This is a genomic window from Leuconostoc litchii, from assembly GCF_008107645.1.
Classification (GTDB): domain Bacteria; phylum Bacillota; class Bacilli; order Lactobacillales; family Lactobacillaceae; genus Leuconostoc; species Leuconostoc litchii.
Window position 1 is genome coordinate 617,380 of sequence record NZ_SDGY01000001.1, and the last position, 19,361, is coordinate 636,740.

The 19,361-nt window shown below is 34.8% G+C and carries 18 protein-coding genes; 8 read left to right on the top strand and 10 right to left on the bottom strand.

The genetic code is table 11. From position 1 onward, the window contains the following. Positions 1–55: 55 nt before the first annotated feature. On the top strand, positions 56–1,699 hold the full coding sequence (locus tag ESZ47_RS03100; protein WP_148604646.1) for a hypothetical protein: 1,644 nt from the start codon (positions 56–58) through the stop codon (positions 1,697–1,699). A gap of 60 nt (positions 1,700–1,759) precedes the next feature. On the opposite strand, the gene ESZ47_RS03105 is transcribed toward ESZ47_RS03100, so the two are convergent. The 5 genes from ESZ47_RS03105 to ESZ47_RS03125 form a co-directional block, all read right to left on the bottom strand. Then, positions 1,760–3,091 carry a dihydrolipoyl dehydrogenase family protein gene (locus ESZ47_RS03105; RefSeq protein WP_148604647.1) on the bottom strand — a complete coding sequence of 444 codons (1,332 nt, stop codon included), beginning with the start codon at positions 3,089–3,091 and terminating at the stop codon, positions 1,760–1,762. Between the two features lie 92 nt (positions 3,092–3,183). Next, positions 3,184–3,987 carry a metal ABC transporter permease gene (locus ESZ47_RS03110; protein WP_148604649.1) on the bottom strand — a complete coding sequence of 268 codons (804 nt, stop codon included), beginning with the start codon at positions 3,985–3,987 and terminating at the stop codon, positions 3,184–3,186. After that, positions 3,980–4,666, bottom strand: a complete 687-nt coding sequence (locus ESZ47_RS03115) for a metal ABC transporter ATP-binding protein (protein ID WP_148605720.1) — start codon at positions 4,664–4,666, stop codon at positions 3,980–3,982. Before ESZ47_RS03115 ends, ESZ47_RS03110 begins: the two co-directional genes overlap by 8 nt. 8 nt (positions 4,667–4,674) lie before the next feature. Then, complete coding sequence (locus ESZ47_RS03120; RefSeq protein ID WP_148604651.1) at positions 4,675–5,577, bottom strand: metal ABC transporter solute-binding protein; 903 nt, start codon at positions 5,575–5,577, stop codon at positions 4,675–4,677. A gap of 202 nt (positions 5,578–5,779) precedes the next feature. Further along, on the bottom strand, positions 5,780–6,229 hold the full coding sequence (locus ESZ47_RS03125; protein ID WP_148604653.1) for a Fur family transcriptional regulator: 450 nt from the start codon (positions 6,227–6,229) through the stop codon (positions 5,780–5,782). Between the two features lie 246 nt (positions 6,230–6,475). Between ESZ47_RS03125 and kdsA the strand changes: the two genes are divergently transcribed. From kdsA to ESZ47_RS03140, 3 genes are all read left to right on the top strand, one after another. Beyond that, complete coding sequence (gene kdsA, locus ESZ47_RS03130) at positions 6,476–7,327, top strand: 3-deoxy-8-phosphooctulonate synthase (RefSeq protein WP_148604655.1); 852 nt, start codon at positions 6,476–6,478, stop codon at positions 7,325–7,327. Next, complete coding sequence (locus ESZ47_RS03135) at positions 7,311–8,267, top strand: KpsF/GutQ family sugar-phosphate isomerase (RefSeq protein ID WP_148604657.1); 957 nt, start codon at positions 7,311–7,313, stop codon at positions 8,265–8,267. The genes kdsA and ESZ47_RS03135 overlap by 17 nt, the downstream gene beginning before the upstream one ends. Positions 8,268–8,465: 198 nt before the next feature. After that, positions 8,466–9,896 carry a nicotinate phosphoribosyltransferase gene (locus tag ESZ47_RS03140; protein ID WP_148604659.1) on the top strand — a complete coding sequence of 477 codons (1,431 nt, stop codon included), beginning with the start codon at positions 8,466–8,468 and terminating at the stop codon, positions 9,894–9,896. Positions 9,897–9,934: 38 nt separating this feature from the next. Here ESZ47_RS03140 and ESZ47_RS03145 read toward each other — a convergent pair whose 3' ends face one another. The 3 genes from ESZ47_RS03145 to ESZ47_RS03155 form a co-directional block, all read right to left on the bottom strand. Next, the gene (locus ESZ47_RS03145) at positions 9,935–11,146 is read right to left on the bottom strand and encodes a chloride channel protein (protein WP_425280129.1); all 1,212 of its coding nucleotides are present in this window, start codon (positions 11,144–11,146) and stop codon (positions 9,935–9,937) included. Between the two features lie 198 nt (positions 11,147–11,344). After that, entirely contained in the window at positions 11,345–12,256 is a 912-nt protein-coding gene (gene rihC, locus ESZ47_RS03150; RefSeq protein ID WP_148604663.1) for a ribonucleoside hydrolase RihC, read from the bottom strand. A 28-nt stretch (positions 12,257–12,284) separates the two neighbouring features. Then, positions 12,285–13,508: a NupC/NupG family nucleoside CNT transporter gene (locus ESZ47_RS03155; protein ID WP_148604665.1), complete on the bottom strand. Its 1,224-nt coding sequence runs from the start codon at positions 13,506–13,508 to the stop codon at positions 12,285–12,287. Between the two features lie 153 nt (positions 13,509–13,661). Between ESZ47_RS03155 and rbsR the strand changes: the two genes are divergently transcribed. From rbsR to ESZ47_RS03175, 4 genes are all read left to right on the top strand, one after another. Then, positions 13,662–14,672, top strand: a complete 1,011-nt coding sequence (rbsR, locus tag ESZ47_RS03160; RefSeq protein WP_148604667.1) for a ribose utilization transcriptional repressor RbsR — start codon at positions 13,662–13,664, stop codon at positions 14,670–14,672. Between the two features lie 107 nt (positions 14,673–14,779). Then, complete coding sequence (gene rbsK / locus ESZ47_RS03165) at positions 14,780–15,724, top strand: ribokinase (RefSeq protein WP_148604669.1); 945 nt, start codon at positions 14,780–14,782, stop codon at positions 15,722–15,724. A 1-nt stretch (position 15,725) separates the two neighbouring features. Next, positions 15,726–16,424 (top strand): ribose-5-phosphate isomerase RpiA, encoded by a 699-nt coding sequence (gene rpiA, locus ESZ47_RS03170; protein ID WP_148604671.1) that lies wholly within the window; start codon positions 15,726–15,728, stop codon positions 16,422–16,424. A gap of 197 nt (positions 16,425–16,621) precedes the next feature. Further along, positions 16,622–17,455, top strand: coding sequence for an aldo/keto reductase (locus ESZ47_RS03175; RefSeq protein WP_148604673.1), 834 nt, complete (start codon positions 16,622–16,624; stop codon positions 17,453–17,455). Positions 17,456–17,495: 40 nt separating this feature from the next. Here ESZ47_RS03175 and ESZ47_RS03180 read toward each other — a convergent pair whose 3' ends face one another. Together ESZ47_RS03180 and ESZ47_RS03185 are read right to left on the bottom strand one after the other, a co-directional pair. Continuing rightward, positions 17,496–18,692 (bottom strand): SAM-dependent methyltransferase, encoded by a 1,197-nt coding sequence (locus ESZ47_RS03180; protein WP_148604675.1) that lies wholly within the window; start codon positions 18,690–18,692, stop codon positions 17,496–17,498. A gap of 122 nt (positions 18,693–18,814) precedes the next feature. After that, positions 18,815–19,345, bottom strand: a complete 531-nt coding sequence (locus ESZ47_RS03185; protein ID WP_148605722.1) for a 5-formyltetrahydrofolate cyclo-ligase — start codon at positions 19,343–19,345, stop codon at positions 18,815–18,817. Positions 19,346–19,361 lie beyond the last annotated feature (16 nt).

A 19,361-nucleotide genomic window follows, 5' to 3' on the forward strand; every position in this document is an offset into this window, starting at 1 on the left:
GCATCGTTTTTATTATGGTAGTTATAGGTTATTTTTAAAATATAAAGGATTTATAATGTTAAAACGTCATTTTTCAACCCACCTCCATCATTACATCATTTTGATGATTATGTTAGGAACATCACTTCTAACAACTTTACCCGCATTTACCAACAACGTATTCAAATTGAGTTACGATGGTAACATACATTTGGCACGCTTTGATGCCATAGCACAAGCCCTTCATAATAGTTCATTACCCCCACTTGTGAATTTTATAGGATTGCACCATACAGGTCTTGCCATGAATGGTATGTACCCATGGCTAACTAGTATTATTTTTATCATCCCACGGCTATTGTTTAGTAATCCTATAGTTGCCTTAGCAATTGGCTTTGTTTTACTAAATTTGTTAACCATTTTTAATACATTCTTACTTGCTAAGTTTATAACAAATAACAGATGGATTCAAATAATTGGTATTTCTATATACCAATTCAGCTCTTATCATATGACTGTTCTTTATTCTAGAAATGCATTAGGTGAAGCATTGGCATATGCATTCATACCTTTAGTATTTTTAGGTTGTTTCAAAATTTGGCACAATAAAAAAAATGGGTGGCTTTATTTAGGCATAGGCATGGGTGCCATCGCAAATAGCCACATTTTGTCCCTAATAATTATTACCGTCATGATTATTATTTGTTTTTTTATACGCTTATTACATCGTCAAATTACAATTAAAGAACTTCAAAATTACATTAAGGCAACTGTTTTAGCTATTTTATCTGCACTTTACACATTAACCAACATGGGTTCATTGTTATTGTCAAATCTATTGGTGAGTCCTGGACCAAATTTAATACCGCTAAATACTACAAAATACTGGCAAGCGCTTCTTGATAACAGTATTATTGAACGTGCTGATAGTTTTAATATTGGTGTAATCAACACAGGGTTAATTATTTTCTTGGCGTTCATGCTTTTTACAAATAAAAATGGTGTTTGGCGTTATTGGTCAGTAGCTACCATCATACTATTTTTTAGTACATTTGATTGGTTACCCTGGCAAAATTTTGTCAATACACCAATAAACGTTATTCAATTCTTAGGTCGTTTGCTATTTCTGGTATCGATGCTTCTATCTATTAGTGTTATGTACTACTTTAATGCATACCCTTTAAAGCATAATGATATCAATGTGCTTGTTATTTTCGGTTTAATAACACTTAGCTTAAGTGCTGTTCATTCATATCATAATACAGTAACTCAAGATGGTTATCGGTTTTGGTTAACAAAAGAAAACTATTATAAAACCATCAAAAATAGCGCTATTGGTCTAGATTATTTACCAGCAAACAACAAAAAACAACTTCAAGCAAGAATACCTGCTTTTCAAAGTAACAATACCCTTGATTTAAAAATTAATAGCCAAACTTATAATGCTATCGACTATACAGTTAATGCAACAAAATCAAGTTATTACACATTACCTGTCGCTATTTATTCAGGTGTAACTTACAAGGTGACACTAAATCATCAGAATATAAAACATTTATCTCAACATGCTTTGAAGTTAAAACTTCGCAAAGGTTCTAATCACTTAAAAGTTGCTGCATCAGTTAATAAAACTAACTATTTCACCATGCTCGTTAGTTTATTAGCCATAGTTTACAGTATTGGCCAATTATTTATCAGTCGCACACATATTTTCAAATAAATTAATAAAAAAGTGATACAAAACTTAATCGTCTTGCATCACTTTTTATTTATGATTCAATCACAATAGTCCCCAAGTTGAGGCGCTAATTGAAGGAAATAGATGAATTACTCGTGAAACATCTTCTTTACTGAATTTAAATTCAATTGCCGGTAACAATGTATCAATAGCATTATCTGCTTGTTCACTCACCTCTGTAGCACCAATTAAACGATGATCATCATCAAAAATCAATGTATTTTCACTAATTCTTTCATGATTAACTTGGCGATACCAGTCATCAACTAATTGGTTTTGTTGAATGTGATCATTATTTTTTTTAGCATCTTCGACAGATATACCTACTTTAGCAATTCTAGGCGAAGTAAAGACTACTGATGGAATGACAGGATATTTAATCGGTTCATTACTTTGGCCAGCAAACTGTTTTGATAAGTATAAAGATTCAAATATAGCAGTAGGTGTCAATTTAGGCTGCTTTTTATCAATGACATCACCCGAAGCATATATATTATCAATATTTGTTTGCAAATATTCATTTACAACAATCCCTTTATCATTATAGTCAATCCCTATTTCCGGCAAACCAATATGCTCAACATTTGGAACACGTCCAGTTGCATCTAAAATCCAATCAGCTATTAATTGCTTGTTCTCACCATAATGCACAACCGTTTGACCGTTCAATGTTTCAAAACTAGTAATGTTAGCATTCTTAATAAATTTAACACCACGGCCTTTTAAATCATCAATGATCTTACTAACATATGGCTGATAGAAGTCTTTCAAGGTACTATCGCCATGCATTAACACAGTCACATCCGCACCAGCAGCATTGGCCATGGTTACAAATTCCATACTGATATAACCAGAACCTACGACAACAATCTTTTCAGGTAAATTCTCTAAATTCATAAATTCACGACTATCATGTGCTAACTCACTGCCAGGAATATCTAACCTATGCGGGCGAAGTCCAGTTGAAATAACAATATTTTCAGCTGTTTTTTGTTGCCCATTTACTAGAATAGTGTGCCTATCTTGAAAAACACCTGTCCCATGAATGATATCAATGCCGGCACCTTCAATAAGGCCGGTAATCATATCTGGTAAATCTTCGATAACATGTTGTTTGTATGCTATATTTTCTTTCCAATTTAATGCTAAACTGCCTGCAACAACATTGTCAAATCTTTCAGCCTTACGCAATAAAGTTACAGGTGCATCCAATGCAATTTTGGCATTGCAGCCAAAATTTGGACATGTGCCACCTATCATATCTTTTTCAATGACACCAACTTTAGAACCAGTTTGTGCCAGTGGAACTGCACCGTCAAATGTGCCATGTCCACTACCTAAATATAAAACATCGTAGTCATATTGCCTTGTCATAAAATTACCTCCAATTTTAATCGGCCAGTCACTAACATTTACGGTCATTATAATTCAGGTGAATTTTTATAGCAAACAATCTACTCGCTCAATTATGCACGATATGTTGTTGATAATTTATGATACAGTAAAGAAAAGCAATAAAATACTCCTTCAATTATGGTGATAAAGAAACTAACTGGCCAGTTACTAATATAGCTCAAATATAAACCCATCCACGTCCCAAATAAGGAAAAAATAAATGAAATTAACATCATTTGATGAACTGATGTTGCTAAATATTTTGCAGAAGAAGCGGGCACGGTTAACAAAGAAAAAATAAGTAATGAACCAACAATTTGTGCAGTAACACTAACTGTACATGCAACTAATATCAAGAATAACAATCCTATCCATAACGTTCCTTTGGCATTAAATTCAGCACCGATTGTATCAAACGAAATATATTTCAGTCGTCGAAACATGAACACCGTGATGAGCAAGATAAAAGCGATTAAGAGCAAGAGTTCATATAAGTTTTCTTTACTAATACCAACAATACTGCCAAATAAAATATTCGTTGCATAGCTCGATTGTTTGTTTGATAAAGATAAAAACAATACACCAAGACCAATAAATACAGCCGAAAAAACACTTACTGACGCTTCTCTTTGACTCAATTTTCTACCTGCCAGAGAGACAAATATGGAACTCAAAATCGTAAACATTAACATGCCACCAATGGGAGAAATACCAGCAAAAATTGCAAAGCTTGCACCGGAAAAACTAATTTCAGATAACGTGTGTACATAGAATGAAGTTTTACGTGCTACAACAAAGACACCAATAATTGCACAAATGATTGAAATAAAAAAACTAGCTATAAACGCATACTGCATAAACGGATAACTAAGCATGCTTTCCCCCTTTAGTAGTTAAGCGTAAATTGCTTAATTCACCATGTCCGTTATTAATGTTTAACTCAAAGTCACCAAACATTTGGACCAACTCTGGATCATGAGTAATAAAAATAACAGTTAATTGTTCTTGTGCAATGATTTTTTTAACTAGTTTCAACAAATCAATGCGTGATTCATAATCCAAATTAGAGGTACTTTCATCCAAAATCAATAATTTTGGATGTGTCATCAACGCTTGTGCCAAATAGACTCGTTGCTTTTCTCCACCCGAGGCACGTCCTAAAGCGCGATTTTTAATATCATTCAAGTTAGTAAGATTAATAATTTTTTGTAATTGCTCATTTTCTGATTTTATTAGCCAAGGCAACCACTGTCGGGTTAAATTCAGTACGATAAAATCCTTTACGCTCAATGGAAATTCATCGTCAATATCTCGAAATTGTGGTACTAATTGAATATCATCAAAATTAATATTGAAACGAATTTCTTTTTGGAAACTAATAGTATCTTTTGCGGCCTGTAAAAGATACTTAATTAAGGTTGTCTTTCCAACACCATTATCACCAGTTAAACACAATAAGGTTCCTGAATAGACATCAAAAGATAATTGATGAATCAATACCTTTCCTGGAATAGTCACATTTAATTGTTCAACTTGTAATATTTTTTTAGACATCATATAAACTATTGTTCAACTTTTTGAATCTTTTCTAACTGGTTATATTGATCTAACATCCATTGCTTATAATTTTTATTCTTGGGCATCGTTTCCGTAACATTTAATACAGGAACTGAATGCTTTTTTGCCAATTTCACCAATTGACTAACAGTCTTATCAGTGGCTTGTGTATTTTGAACGAAGAATGAAATTTTCTTGTTCTTAATATCATCTTGCATAGACTTAATATCTTTTGGTGATGGATCTGTACCATCTTCAACTGACTTAGAAAAATGAGTGTTATTTTCTGTATAACCAAGCTCTTCTAACGCATAATCAAACACGGGTTCACTTACATCAACCAATTTATTATCAGAATTCTTCTTTAACGTGTTTATTTTTGTTTGAATAGGTTCTAAACTTGCAATATATTTTTTAGCATTAGCCTTAAAAGTATCTTTATGCGTTGGATCTATTTTTGAAAATTTATCAGCTAAATAATTAACTAGATTAGGCATTGTTTGGCTTTGATACCACAAATGAGGATTATCACCATCTTTTTTACCAAGCACATCTTCACCCACACGTACTGCTTTCACATCGGAATTCTTTGCCAACTTAGTCATCCACGAATCGTATCCAATACCATTGTAAATGACTAAATCAGCCTTAGAAACTTCTGTTGCAACTTTAGCACTAGGTTCATAATCATGTGGATCAACGCTTGGATCAGTAATAACTGACTTAACAGAACCGTACTTGCCTAGTACTTTTTCAGCTGCTTCACCATAAAAATCAACCGAAGATACAACTTTAATTTCTTTTTGATTAGCGCTTACGGTAGTATTACTTTCATGCACAAAAACAAACATAATGACCGATAAAATGGCAATAATGACGACACCACCAAAAGTATACTTTCGTTTCATAATTTATATCCCTTACTTTCTCCACTTATTTATTCAATAGCTGTTTCAAATCAGTGGGAACTCTATGTCTTAGGCATAATAACTACCTCTCTTCATTTATTTACTAAAACAATTCTTTTTTATTATAGTAATCATTAATGATTACTATAATAAAAAATAAGCCACTTTCATGGCTTATTTCTAAAAGTAAAGATGTTTAATTTTATGCTAGATTATTAATTTTCTGACATTGATCACATAATCCAAACAACTCTAACTTAACATTTAATACCAAAAAATCTTTTAAAGACTCTTTCAGCTTTGGTGACATACTAGAGTCAATCTTGATTACACGATGACAATTTTGGCAAAAAAAATGTCCGTGATCTGGAGAAACAAAATCACATTGAAACTTAACATTTAATTGGCCGTTTTCAGAGCGTTGTTCAACAATACCCAAATCTGCAAATTCTTTAATATTTCGATATGTCGTTGTATGACTGACATTAGGATATAGTTGTTGCATATGGTTATCGACATCCGTAACAGAAACATACTTTGCTTCATAATCAGATAAATATTTTAATAAATCTTTACGCTGTTTTGTAACTCGAAAAGCACTATTTTGTAAAATAGATAATCCTTTATTGTATTGTCTTTCTGCCTCTATCATAGTATATTACACTTCCATTATTCATCAAATTCGTTCAGTAATCATTATCTCGCAAAATTGTTAGTTAGTCTACTGGTTTCTTTCCTCTACTTTCGAATCCATAAAATAGCAAAGTCTTTTTTTACTACTTCTAAAATAATTAATGCTACAATAACCTTACTAACGCATCTTCACTCAAAACTTGGGTTTGTAGCACATAGGATGTCGTTATGTGTATTGTTTGTATCTGTGATAAGGAGATATATTATGACAAAAATTAGTGAAGTTTTTCAAGAATACGGATTTTCAGATGATAAGCTAACATTATTGGCAGGTCCATGTGCCATTGAATCTTATGACACCTGTGCTGAGGTTGCTGAAAACCTAAAACAAATCACCGAAGATTTGGGTATTAATTATGTTTTCAAATCTTCATTTGACAAAGCTAATCGTAGTTCTCTTGACTCAGAGCGTGGTGCGGGAATGGAAAATGGTCTCGCAGTATTAAAAAAAATCAAGGAAACATACAAGGTCCCTATTGTAACAGATGTTCACGAATCTTATCAATGTTCCCCTGTGGCTGAAATTGCTGATGTATTACAAATTCCTGCTTACTTGAGTCGACAAACTGACTTATTAATTGCTGCAGCTAATACTGGTCGTGTTGTAAATATTAAAAAGGCACAATTTATGGCGCCGGAAGATATTCAAAGCGCAGTTCATAAAGTTGAACAAACTAATAACCATATTCTAGTGACAGAACGAGGTAGTATGTTTGGCTATCACCAATTGGTCGTCGATATGACAAGTCTCATTCAAATGCGTGAAACTAAATTTCCCATCATTTACGATGCCACTCACTCTGTTCAAATTCCCAGTGGATATGGTAACCATTCTGGTGGAAATCGAGATTATGTTTTCCCATTAATGCGTGCAGCTTTAACAATTGGCATAGATGGGATTTTTGCAGAAGTACATCCTAATCCTCCAAAAGCCATTTCTGATCAAGACAGTCAACTATACCTTTCAAAAATACGTCCTATTTTAGAGGTTGCCAATGACCTCTTCCATCAAAATCTGAAGATGAAGGCGGTGTACAATCATGAAGGTCTATTATGAGGATGCTAAACAAACTTTTGAAACGGAAATAGAAGCATTAGATCGTGTAAAACAGTCACTAGGAACGTCATTTGATGAAACAATTGATAAAATATTAGAGACAAAGGGTCGTATTATTTTTCTAGGAATTGGTAAATCTGGTATTATAGCAGATAAAATCGCTGCATCATTTTCATCAGTCGGATTAGCGAGTTTTTATATTGATGCTGGCACAGCTTATCATGGTGATCTAGGTCGTGTCTCATCAGATGATTTAGTTATTTTGATTTCTAATAGTGGTGAAACACAGGAAGTCTTACAATCCTTATCAGCGTTACAAAATATACATAAGGACAAATTATTCACTGTAGCTATGACAGGGTCAGAAGATTCTACTCTTGCTAAAAATGCAAATATTGTATTAACCATTGATGTGGCAGAAGAAGCTGATATTACCAAATTAGCACCAACTAGTTCAACCACAGCAACACTGGTCATGGGTGATGCATTATTGGTTGCGATTGAAAAAGCCAAAGAATTCGATCGTGAACATTTTGCATTATATCACCCTGGCGGATCTATTGGAAAAATTTTACTGCAAAATGTCAAGAACTCTATGCATACTAAAATTCCCTATGTTCATATAGATACTTCAATCAACGATGTTATCTACCGCATCAGTGACTTTGGTATTGGTATTACATTGGTAAAAGATTCAGAAGAGAATGTCATTGGTATTATTACTGATGGTGATATTCGAAAGAAGTTTTTAAATATTAGCAAAGTTAAGGGGTCAACTGCAAAAGACTATATGACCGAAGGCTTTATCAGTATTAATGAAAATAAACGTAATCGCGAAGCCTGGAAAAAAATGGCCAATTATAATATTTCAAATCTTGTGGTTTTAGATAACAATCAAAAAGTAGTTGGTGTGGTAACGATTCATGATGTCTTAGAGTAATTTCTCATTAATAATAAATCAACAACAGGCTAGAGAATATCCTCTAGCCTGTTTTATTGTATAAAATTGTCAGTCATGTGCTATAATAAATGACTAATTATCTCACAAGTCAGATGACCGTGTGAAGTCATTAAACTATAAACTCCAAAGAGCGTTATCCTCACGGCTCTTATACAAACAAAACAAAGGAACTTTATCATGACAGTCCAAAATCCGATTCTAAACACAGATGCCTATAAATTAACACATTGGAAAGAATATCCAGAAGGATTACAAAAATTATATTCCTATGCTGAGCCGCGTAAAGGTGGTCGTTTTGATCACATTAATTTTTTTGGTCTGCAGATGATCATTCATGATCATTTTTTGACCCCCATCACTACAGAAATGATTGACGAGGCAGAAAGAATCGCAGAATTAACTTTTGGTACTAAAGATTACTTTCATCGAGCCGTTTGGGAAAAAGTACGCAATTTAGGTTATTGGCCAATTAAAATAAAATCATTACCTGAAGGTATAATTATTCCAACTGGTAATGTAGTTTTTACTATTGAATCAACACAACCTTGGTTTGCGACAACATTGAATGCTCTGGAAACTGTTCTCATGCATGTTTGGTATCCAACCACTATCGCAACAAATGACTATTATATCAAAAAATCTCTAATAAATTTTTATCAAAAAACCGGTACAATTAATAACTTATCATGGGCTGTTAATGACTTTGGAGCACGTGGTGTCACCTCATTAGAGGCAGCTGAACGTGGTGGTGCAGCACACCTACTGCATTTCCGTGGTTCAGATAATATGCCAGCAACACTTGCAATCGAACAAATTTATGGAAAATCAGGATTAGCCATGTCAGTTTGGGCAACAGAACATTCTGTTGCTACTGCTTATGGATCTGGCCTCGGCGAATTTTCGTATATAAGTGAACAAATTCGTAAATCAGACGAAAACACAACTCTTTCAATTGTAATAGATAGCTACGATTCATACAATTTCATTGATTATGTCGTTGGGTCCAAAGAAATTAAGCAATTAATCATAGCTAGACCAGGTCGCACTGTCTTTCGCCCTGATTCAGGCGACCCAATTCAAATGCCTTTATCGATCATTGAACATTTAGATATCATTTTTGGGCACACAATGAATGATAAGGGCTACAAGTTATTAAATCATAATGTTGGTATTTTACAGGGTGATGGTATGAATCGAGAAACCATTATATCATTTTACCAAACAATTACCGAACAAGGCTGGTCAGCCGATAATGTTGCTGTTGGATCAGGAGGCGGCTTATTACAAGAAGGATTCACTCGTGACACTGAGCGTTTTGCTATTAAAGCTGCTTTTGGTATTGATAGAAACGGACAACCTTTTAATATTCAAAAACATCCCAAAACAGACATTACAAAAGCTTCAAAAGCTGGATTATTAAAAGTAGTTGATCATGATGGGGTCCTAGAAACCGTCCCTTCTATTTCTGATGGTCACGATAGTGATGATATGTTGCGCGTTATTTACGAAGATGGCCGTTACTATCCAGAAACTTTTGATATTATTCGTAAACGTGCAAAATTAGCGATACAAAAAGCTACAGATATAAATCTTGATAGCACACCATAAATGAAAAAGCATCTGTGTTGAAACAGATGCTTTTTCATTTATTTAGTCAATATTCTTTTGGACACAATAGTAGATATCAAAACACCAAAACTCAGTGGTAAAAGCATGGCATAATCTAAATGGCAAATTTCAAATATCATAAACAACGCCATCAACGGTGCCTGCTGCGATGCAGCAAGTAACGTACATGCTCCTAATATCGCTGCTTCCCAAATTGAAATGCTAGGTACAAATAAAAATAAAATCATACCCAAGAAAGCACCTAACACTGAACCAATCGCAATGGCTGGTGTTAAGGTACCACCTGATGCGCCTGACCGAATCGTTAGTACAGTAACAACTATTTTTAACAAGGCGCCAATAATTAACAAACTAATGGTCCAAATCCCAGTGCTGTTAATAACCAGTTGTGCCAAAGAACGTCCATTTCCCATGATTTGCGGGAAAAATGTAGCAACTAGACCTGTCATCAACCCCATAATAGGTAATTGCCATAAAATATTATTGCCACGTTCTTGTCCCTTTTCAGCCCACTGACACAACTTCCTAAACCATGCACCAGCAACTCCACAAAATGGTGCAATAACAACTACCATCACCATCGAAAGTATTGAAAACTTTGCATCCCCCACTAAATAATATGGGTTAAACCCTTTTGTAATTGCGCCGATAAACATCGCAATAGTAGACATGGTTAAACTAACAGTTATAGTACGTAATGTCATTTTCTTTAATAGTATTTCAACAGAAAAAAACATCCCAGTGATTGGTGCGATATAAATGCCTGCAAATCCAGCACCTGCTGCCGCAGCAATCAGCAATTTTCGATCATCTGCTGATAACTGTGGAATATGCATCGCATTAGATAAACTTTCTACTTTTTGTGCCAGCATAGCTCCGGCTTCTCTGGGTGCAAGTTCTCGTCCTACAGATCCACCAGTTCCAACATAAAATATTTGTGTCATAACGTGAATAGCCGTTTGCCACAAAGGCATTTTTTTACCTATTAATGCCTTTTTAACGCTAACTGTCGCTGTTGCTTTGGTTCTTAAAAGCCACCAAATTATTGCTGCAAGGATACTACCTATAAAAACGGATAATAATCTACGAAATGATGATGAACCTATTGGTGCTGGTTGACTAGCGGTTTCTCGGTAATCTAAAAATAAATGTTCAACATACTCTAGAAAAATTCCTAGAAATAAAGAACTTAATCCAACAATAATACCAATTATAATTGTTGATCCCATTAAAACAACGAGTTGCTGATTTTTCGTAACATTTTGAACAGTCTTACTTTTCGGCTTAAAAGTGTTATTCATAAAAATAACTTACCTATCTCTCTCAGAAATATTGAATCACCTAACTATTATATAATAATTTAATCAAAAAATTACTGTTATCTTCGTAACAGTAATCTTTTTTAATTATATAATTCAGCTGCATCATTAATTCATTTTTTGTATTTGGTCAATAAGCCATTTTTCAAACGCCGATACATTAATGTCTATCGCTACTTTTGCATTTAACTTACCATCAGACCATCGATTTTGTGTATCCGCAACCGTAGCACCAATAGCGGGTCCAGACACAATCACATCAATCCAATAATCTTTTAATGTATAAAATTCTGGCTTTAAAAGATAACAAATGGTATTGACATCATGCATTGGTTTACCACCTATTGCACTGTCGCCATAAGCCTTCATAAGCTTTTGAAGCATGTCACCTGTTCGGCCCATATGGCCAATCTTTTCAATGATTTCCAATGATAATAAAGCTTTTAAAGTAACATCAAGTCCGATCAAGACAATCGGCACTTCACTTTTAAAGACAATGTCTGCAGCATCAGGATCGGTAAACACATTAAATTCTGCAACTGAAGAAACATTTCCACCTGTTAATGTCCCACCCATCAAAACAAATTTTTTAATTTTTCCGAGTAGATTCGGGTGATTTTGTATCAATTGTGCAATATTCGTATATGCTCCCGTAGCAACAATGGTAATTGGTTCAGTAGCGTTAACTAATACATGCGCCATTGCGGTAACCGCATCAGTAGTTATAACTTCACTGGTAATCCTTGGAAAATCATAACCTGGCATACCGGATTCACCATGAATATAGGAAGCATCCGAAAGCGTTTTTTTCAAAGGAGCAGCTGCGCCTTTTGCAATTGGTAACGTGTCTTGATGAAAAAAGGTTGTTAATTTTAATAAGTTCTTTGTTGTTTTTTCGACACTAACATTTCCAGCAACACTCGTTAATAGTTTTATGTCAATCTCAGGATTAGTCAAAGCAATCGACAAGGCGACAGCATCGTCAATACCTGGATCCATATCCAAAATTATTGGAGTCATGATTTATCCTCTCTATGTTACTTTTCCTTTACCACACGAATAAGCCAGCCGTCGCAGCAGATAATAACGAAACTAAAATACCAGATAGCAGCATGTACGGTACACGTGCACTAATATAATCATTCTTTTCTTTACTTACAAGACCTTTAAAACAACCAATAATCATGCCAAGCGTACCAAAGTTTGCAAAACTGGTCAAAAATACTGTCAACACAATGCGTGCATGTTCATTCGCAAAAAGGCCCTTTCCTGCCATAATTGATTTTGAAATTTCTCCCATAACAACAAATTCATTTGTGACTAATTTTGTACCCATATATTGTGCAATTTGAAAAGCTTCATGTACATTAAAACCAAGTAGCCAAGCAAATGGAAACATAATAACACCAAAGATATTTTCTAAAGTTAACCAGTGTAGGCCTGTTAAACTAAACAGTTGATTAATTAGAGCTGCCAAAGATACAAATGCGATAACTGTAGCGGTAATAATCAATATTAACTTACCTGCACCAAGAATCGAGTCACCTAAAAACGAAAAGAATGGTTCTTTTTTACCATTATCAGATGATACACTGACAATAACATCTTCTTCAGGTGTCACTCTAGTCGGATTCAAAATAGTTGCAATGATAATGGCACCTAATATATTCAGCGGAATAGCAGTTAAGACGTATCTGCCAGGAACCATTTGTGTATAAGAACCAATAATTGCTGAAGTAACACAACTCATTGACATCATAGCCAACGTAAAGTTCCGACGAGCAGACATACTATCTAACTGGGCTTTCGACACAGCTAGCACCTCAGTATTTCCCAAAAACATCATCTCAATAGAAAAAAATGCTTCAAATTTTGGCTGTCCTGTTATAAATGCTAAACCCTTACCTATCCACTTAATGAACCATGGTAGGACACCAACATACGTCAGGATATCAAATAAAGGCACCACCAATAAAATTGGTAGTAAGGCAGAAGTTACAAAGTTAGGACCACCATTATTAGCAGTTAACCAATCAGGTAAAGCAAATGCTATACCTTTAGATGCCACCGAAACAAGCCAATTAAAGCCGTCGGCTGCTCCTTGTACTGCCAATTGGCCAGCTTTAAACTGAGTAAAGAACCAAGCCAATATTAATTCTAAGATCAGAATAATACCAACTGACTTCCATTGGATATTTCTTCTGTCATTAGAAAATAAAGCCGCAATGGCAATAAAAACAAAAATACCAAGAATATTAGCAAATAGAAACATGAGTTTTTCCTCTCTTGAACAAAATGCAAGTTAGTAAAACGTTTAACCAAAGTCATTATAACATCAATTTTATATAAATGGAAGCGTTTTCAATTATTTTTTACTGGTACAATAGTGTAAGAACAAAGTTTTTACACTAAGGAGGTTGATGTGATGCGCAAAATCTCAATCAAAGATGTTGCCAAACAAGCAGGCGTTTCTATTGCTGCCGTGTCTCAAATCCTAAATCATAAAGGACAACGTTTCTCTGAGGCTACTATTGAAAAAGTATTACAGGCGCAAAATGAACTTGGCTACATTCCTAACAGCGCTGCAAGAAATCTAAAGGGCAGACACAAACGCTTAATTGGCGTTATCATTCCCTCTTTTCGAATGCCTTTTTTTGCCGATATTATTCAAAGCATGCAAAATAGCGCTCCAGAAGATGTTAATTTAGTATTTCTAGGATCGACGGATGAAAATCTGCAAGACGCCATTTTTTCTCTGGTCGAGCGTGGTGTTGAAGCACTAGTTTTTGGGCGACTTATCCCGAATAGCAATGAAGTCAACATCTTTTTAAAGAAGTTCCATATACCCTACTTAGTGCTCGATCAAAATGCTGATATTAATGCTCAGGATATGGTTCAAATAAATGAATTCACAGGCGGTAGTATGGCTGCTAATCATTTGTTGGCTCTTGGACATAGAAATATCGCATTAATCTTACCAAATAATTTGACCGATAACATGCTACAACGCCGTGCTGGCTTTTTGGACACACTGTCCACAGCTAATTTGAGACCTAAAAAAGTTATTGAAACTACACTTTCAAAGCATGGTGGCTTAGCAGCTGTCAAACAATTGATTCAAAGTAATTCCACAGCAGCATTTATTTTAAATGATGAAATGGCAATTGGTATTTTACGTGGTCTTGCTTACCAGCATATCAAAGTACCTAATGATATTTCCATTATTGGTTACGATGATACAGATTATGCGGAATTCATGATCCCCACACTAACTACAATAGCACAACCTGTTGCAAAAATTGGGGAAACTGCTTTAAAAATGATTTTACAAAGGTTAGATCACCCTAATCTACCTTTTCAAACTGAATTTTTTGATGTCAAATTAGTTATTCGAGAATCAACAGGGCCAGTTAAACATTACCAAGATAATACTTAGCGGGTATTATCTTTTTTCTTGACATTATTAAAAAAAAAACATAAAATATTATCAAACCTTAATTAAGTAAAACGTTTAACCGACATTACTTTTGAGGAGATAATATCATGAAAAATAGAGTTGTTGTTATCGGTAGTCTTAATATTGACACCATTCAAATGATTGATAGATTACCTAACCAAGGCGAGACAATCACTATTAATAATCAAGCAAGTACATTTGGTGGAAAAGGCGCTAATCAAGCGATCGCTGCTGCTCGACAAGGGGCTGAGGTTACATTGATTGGCGCCGTAGGCAATGATGACCGAGGTCGAGCGTTTAAGCAACTATTAGCCGACGAAGGTATTTCGACTGATTATATTTTTACAAAAAAAATTTTTACCGGTTCAGCCACGATCATGTTAGAAAACGATGGCCATAATACTATTATGGTTTATGGTGGTGCAAATATGCATTTAACTAGTGCTGATATTGAACAAGCACACGATGTGATAGCGAATGCTGATATAGTAGTAGCACAACTGGAAGTACCAGAAGAGGCTATTGCAACAAGTTTTAGGATTGCTCAGCAACATAATTCTTTAACAATATTGAACCCCGCCCCCATCACCTCCAAATTAGATGCCAATATTATTTCTAACACTGATTTAATCATACCAAATGAAACAGAAGCTGCTGCATTAGCTCATGTTAAGCCAACTACAAAAACAGAAGAACTTGCACAATTAGCAGAAAAATTAAATAACATAGGATTGCCAAACGTTATTGTCACATTAGGTGATGCCGGTATATATTACCATGTTAAGGGCTCAGTAGACACCATCCCTATTTTCCAAGTAAACACTGTAGACACTACTGCTGCAGGTGATACATTCATTGGAACTTTTGCCGCTAATGTTCAGAGAGACATGTCTGATTTACCACGTATTATCAAACGGAGCTGTTTTGCTAGTTCACTTACGGTTAGTCGATCCGGTGCACTTGTTTCCATTCCAACTAAACAAGAAGTTGATGACGGTTTACTCACTAGCGCCGTTGGTTCGGAGTCTTAGCATGGAAAAAAAGGACCTGCAAAAAAAGCAAGCTGGAACTGCTGCACTTACCTATATCAAAAATGATATGGTTGTTGGATTAGGCACTGGATCAACTGTTGCATACTTCCTTGAAGCTTTGGCTAACTCAAATCTAAACATTATTGGTGTCACAACTTCAACAATCACTAGCAAACGATGTTCAGAACTAGATATTCCAATTGTTGATATCGACGCTGTAGACCATATTGACATCACAGTCGATGGTGCAGATGAAATAGATATTGATTTGAATGGCATAAAAGGTGGGGGTGATGCACTACTGATGGAAAAAATAGTTGCAAAAAATTCAAAAGAAAATATTTGGATTGTTGACAGCAGCAAAGTCCACAAAACGCTAGGATTATTCCCCTTACCTGTTGAAGTTATTCCTTATGGCAGCGGCCAATTGCTTCGACAATTTACTGCAAAAGGCTTTTCGCCACAACTACGCTGCCATCCTAATACAACCAAACCAATTATCACTGATGCCGGACATTATATCATTGATTGTTATATGAACACAATCGATGATCCGTACTCATTAGCTGACTATTTTGAAAGACAAGTTGGTGTTGTTGAACATGGTTTATTCTTAAACATATGCAATAAAATGATTATTGGTGGTGACACTGTCAAAATTAAAAAATCTCAACCGAAACAACCTATTGAGATTAACTGATGTACAATTACACTTCCGATTATAGAATTTAATTTTAACAACTTAAAATACCACTAATACACATATGCTAGTCATTAAGATATTACTTTAAATGTGATATCTTTTTTGTTTGATGTTGAACAAACTATTCTCTTGCATCTTCGAAGACTTTAAACTACCATAAAAGTCATAATGATTAAGAAAGTAGGTCTACACTTATGGCATTTCATGAACTAAACGATGGCCAAAAACTACCAGAAATTGGCTTTGGCACATACAAACTAAATGGTTTTTCGGGAACACAATCAATCTTATCAGCAATTGATGCTGGATATCGCTTGTTCGATACTGCTTTTAATTATCAAAACGAAGGAACCGTTGGGCAAGCAATTCATCAATCTCATGTTAATCGTGATGAGTTAATCATTGCATCTAAGCTTCCCGGAAAATATTATAGTAACTATCAAGACTCAATTAACCTCTTACAAGAATCTCTATACCGTAGTAAATTAGACTATTTTGACTTGTACCTATTGCATTGGCCCAACCCTATTGATGATCATTATTTAGAGGCATGGCATACATTAATTCAAGCACAAAAATTTGGTTTAGTTAAATCAATTGGTGTCTGCAACTTCCTCCCTGAACATATTGATCGCCTTCAAAAGGAAACTAACAAATTACCAGCAGTTAACCAAATTGAGCTTCATCCATATTTTAATCAACAAACACAACGCGATTATAATCAATCTCAAAATATCTTAACACAGGCATGGAGTCCACTTGGCCGTGCCAGTGCAATATTAAATGACACAGTACTTGTAGAATTAGCAAAAAAATACAAAAAGAATGTTGGTCAACTTGTATTAAAATGGGAAATTTCTTTGGGCGTGTTACCTATACCAAAAGCTAGCAGCTATACTCGACAAAAAGGGAATCTAGACTTGTTTGATTTTGAAATTAGTTCATCTGACATAGAACGTATTAATAGTTTAACTAAGCCTAACGGTAGAAATAATCATCAGGATCCTGCTGTATATCAAGAATTTTAAATAAAAAAGCTAACTATTTACAGTTAGCTTTTTTAACATTTTATTTAACCCCACTTGCTACATCAGCATGATAGATGTAAGAACGTGTCATTGGTAAGTTTGTGGCAGATGGTCCTTTTGTTAGCAAATACTGAACAACATCAATATTTCCTGACTCAAATGATCCTGCACAGGCTTGCAAATACAAATCCCACATTCGATAAAAGCGTTCACCATACTTTGAAATAACTTCCTCCTCAACTTTATGGAAGTTTTCTGTCCAGATTTCCAGAGTCTTCTGATAATGACGACGCAATGGTTCAATATCATCGATTTGAAGAGCAGCATCAATAATGTGTTCAACGTTTTCTGCAATATTTGGAATATATCCTCCAGGGAAAATATATTTGTTAATCCATGCATCCACACCGGCACCTTTATGTTGACCAGTGATACCATGAATTAATGCTGTACCATTTTCTGTCAAAAGATTGTCTACTTGTTTAAAGTATTCACCTAGATTTTCTTTACCAACATGTTCAAACATGCCAACAGAAGTTACATGGTCATAGGTATCTTTCAGTTCACGGTAGTCTTCCAAATAAACATGTACTTTGTTTTCCAAGCCCTCTTCTTTAATTTTGTTAGATACAAAATCATATTGTTGTTGGCTAAGTGTAACACCAGTTGCTTCTAGATTATATTCTTTAGCAGCTGTAAACAACAATGTTCCCCAGCCACAACCAATATCCAGTAATGTTTCGCCAGGCTGTGCATGAAGCTTATTTAAAATATGACGAACCTTATTCCACTGCGCATCCTCAAGTGTATCATTCTCACTCGCAAAATATGCACAAGAGTATGTCATTGTGGGGTCTAGCCACATTTTATAAAAGTCATTACCAATATCGTAGTGACTTTGCACATCAGCTTTGCTTTTATTTTCTGAATGAGAATGTTTTGGAATTAGTTTCGAAAACTTTGAACCATTCAAAAAACTTTGTTTAGAATCGTACGCAATTTTGACTAAGTGTTGTAAATTACCTTTGATTTCAATTTTACCATCCATATAAGCTTCACCAAAAGTGAGCGAAGCATGGGCCATGATATCTTTAATTGGTATGACATCGTGAAGGATGATTGTGGCAATTCGATCACCTTGACCGTAACTTACCTTCTCTCCATCCCAAAATTCAACGTCGATTGGGGCGTCGAAACTAGATTTAAAAATCTGTTTATAAATCGTCTTGTCAAGCATAATTTCCCCTTTACCTACTATATTGGTATTGTAAGAAATCATTTGTTAAAAGTCAAATATTATTGAAATTTCTACGCATAATAATTGTATGTATCGCTAAAACATATTGAAGCGTAATTATATTACACATATAAAACCTGCTGAACGATTTCATCGTGCAATTCAGTTGGCAGATCATCAAACAATTGATCAGCAAGTGCTAAACTAACCGTATGCCCAACATATTGCTTTAGAAATCGATCATAGTAGCCGGCACCAAAGCCCAAACGTTTGCCATCTTTGGTGAAAGCCAATCCAGGAACAATTACTAAATCAATATCTTCACTAGCTTGATCAGATGAGATTGGCTCCTTAATGCTCATCGAACCGCTTGTATACAGTGTGTTCGAATCGATTGTAACAAAAATCATTTTTTTATTAACAATTTTTGGTACCATTACTCGCTTATTTTCTTGCCATGCTGCTATGATAATAGGATGCGTATTTAATTCAAAATCCATACTCAAGGTGATAGCTATACTTCGAGCTGTTTGCCAATCAGGTGTCTGAAAAAGTTGTTCGTACAACGCTTGTTCTTCGAGCTGTCGACTTTTAATATTTTCAATCTTAAGGACTTCTTTTTGACGTTGTCTTAGTTTTTCTTTTAGGTACATGTTTTCACCAAAAAAG

Coding starts and splice junctions, on each gene's coding strand:
- rihC (WP_148604663.1), bottom strand. CDS start 12,256: ATGACTCCAATAATTTTGGATATGGATCCAGGTATTGACGATGCTGTC.
- ESZ47_RS03105 (WP_148604647.1), bottom strand. CDS start 3,091: ATGACAAGGCAATATGACTACGATGTTTTATATTTAGGTAGTGGACAT.
- ESZ47_RS03185 (WP_148605722.1), bottom strand. CDS start 19,345: ATGTACCTAAAAGAAAAACTAAGACAACGTCAAAAAGAAGTCCTTAAG.
- ESZ47_RS03110 (WP_148604649.1), bottom strand. CDS start 3,987: ATGCTTAGTTATCCGTTTATGCAGTATGCGTTTATAGCTAGTTTTTTT.
- rbsK (WP_148604669.1), top strand. CDS start 14,780: ATGAAAAATAGAGTTGTTGTTATCGGTAGTCTTAATATTGACACCATT.
- ESZ47_RS03125 (WP_148604653.1), bottom strand. CDS start 6,229: ATGATAGAGGCAGAAAGACAATACAATAAAGGATTATCTATTTTACAA.
- ESZ47_RS03180 (WP_148604675.1), bottom strand. CDS start 18,692: ATGCTTGACAAGACGATTTATAAACAGATTTTTAAATCTAGTTTCGAC.
- kdsA (WP_148604655.1), top strand. CDS start 6,476: ATGACAAAAATTAGTGAAGTTTTTCAAGAATACGGATTTTCAGATGAT.
- ESZ47_RS03135 (WP_148604657.1), top strand. CDS start 7,311: ATGAAGGTCTATTATGAGGATGCTAAACAAACTTTTGAAACGGAAATA.
- ESZ47_RS03115 (WP_148605720.1), bottom strand. CDS start 4,666: ATGTCTAAAAAAATATTACAAGTTGAACAATTAAATGTGACTATTCCA.
- ESZ47_RS03175 (WP_148604673.1), top strand. CDS start 16,622: ATGGCATTTCATGAACTAAACGATGGCCAAAAACTACCAGAAATTGGC.
- ESZ47_RS03145 (WP_425280129.1), bottom strand. CDS start 11,146: ATGGGATCAACAATTATAATTGGTATTATTGTTGGATTAAGTTCTTTA.
- ESZ47_RS03155 (WP_148604665.1), bottom strand. CDS start 13,508: ATGTTTCTATTTGCTAATATTCTTGGTATTTTTGTTTTTATTGCCATT.
- ESZ47_RS03120 (WP_148604651.1), bottom strand. CDS start 5,577: ATGAAACGAAAGTATACTTTTGGTGGTGTCGTCATTATTGCCATTTTA.
- rpiA (WP_148604671.1), top strand. CDS start 15,726: ATGGAAAAAAAGGACCTGCAAAAAAAGCAAGCTGGAACTGCTGCACTT.
- ESZ47_RS03100 (WP_148604646.1), top strand. CDS start 56: ATGTTAAAACGTCATTTTTCAACCCACCTCCATCATTACATCATTTTG.
- ESZ47_RS03140 (WP_148604659.1), top strand. CDS start 8,466: ATGACAGTCCAAAATCCGATTCTAAACACAGATGCCTATAAATTAACA.
- rbsR (WP_148604667.1), top strand. CDS start 13,662: ATGCGCAAAATCTCAATCAAAGATGTTGCCAAACAAGCAGGCGTTTCT.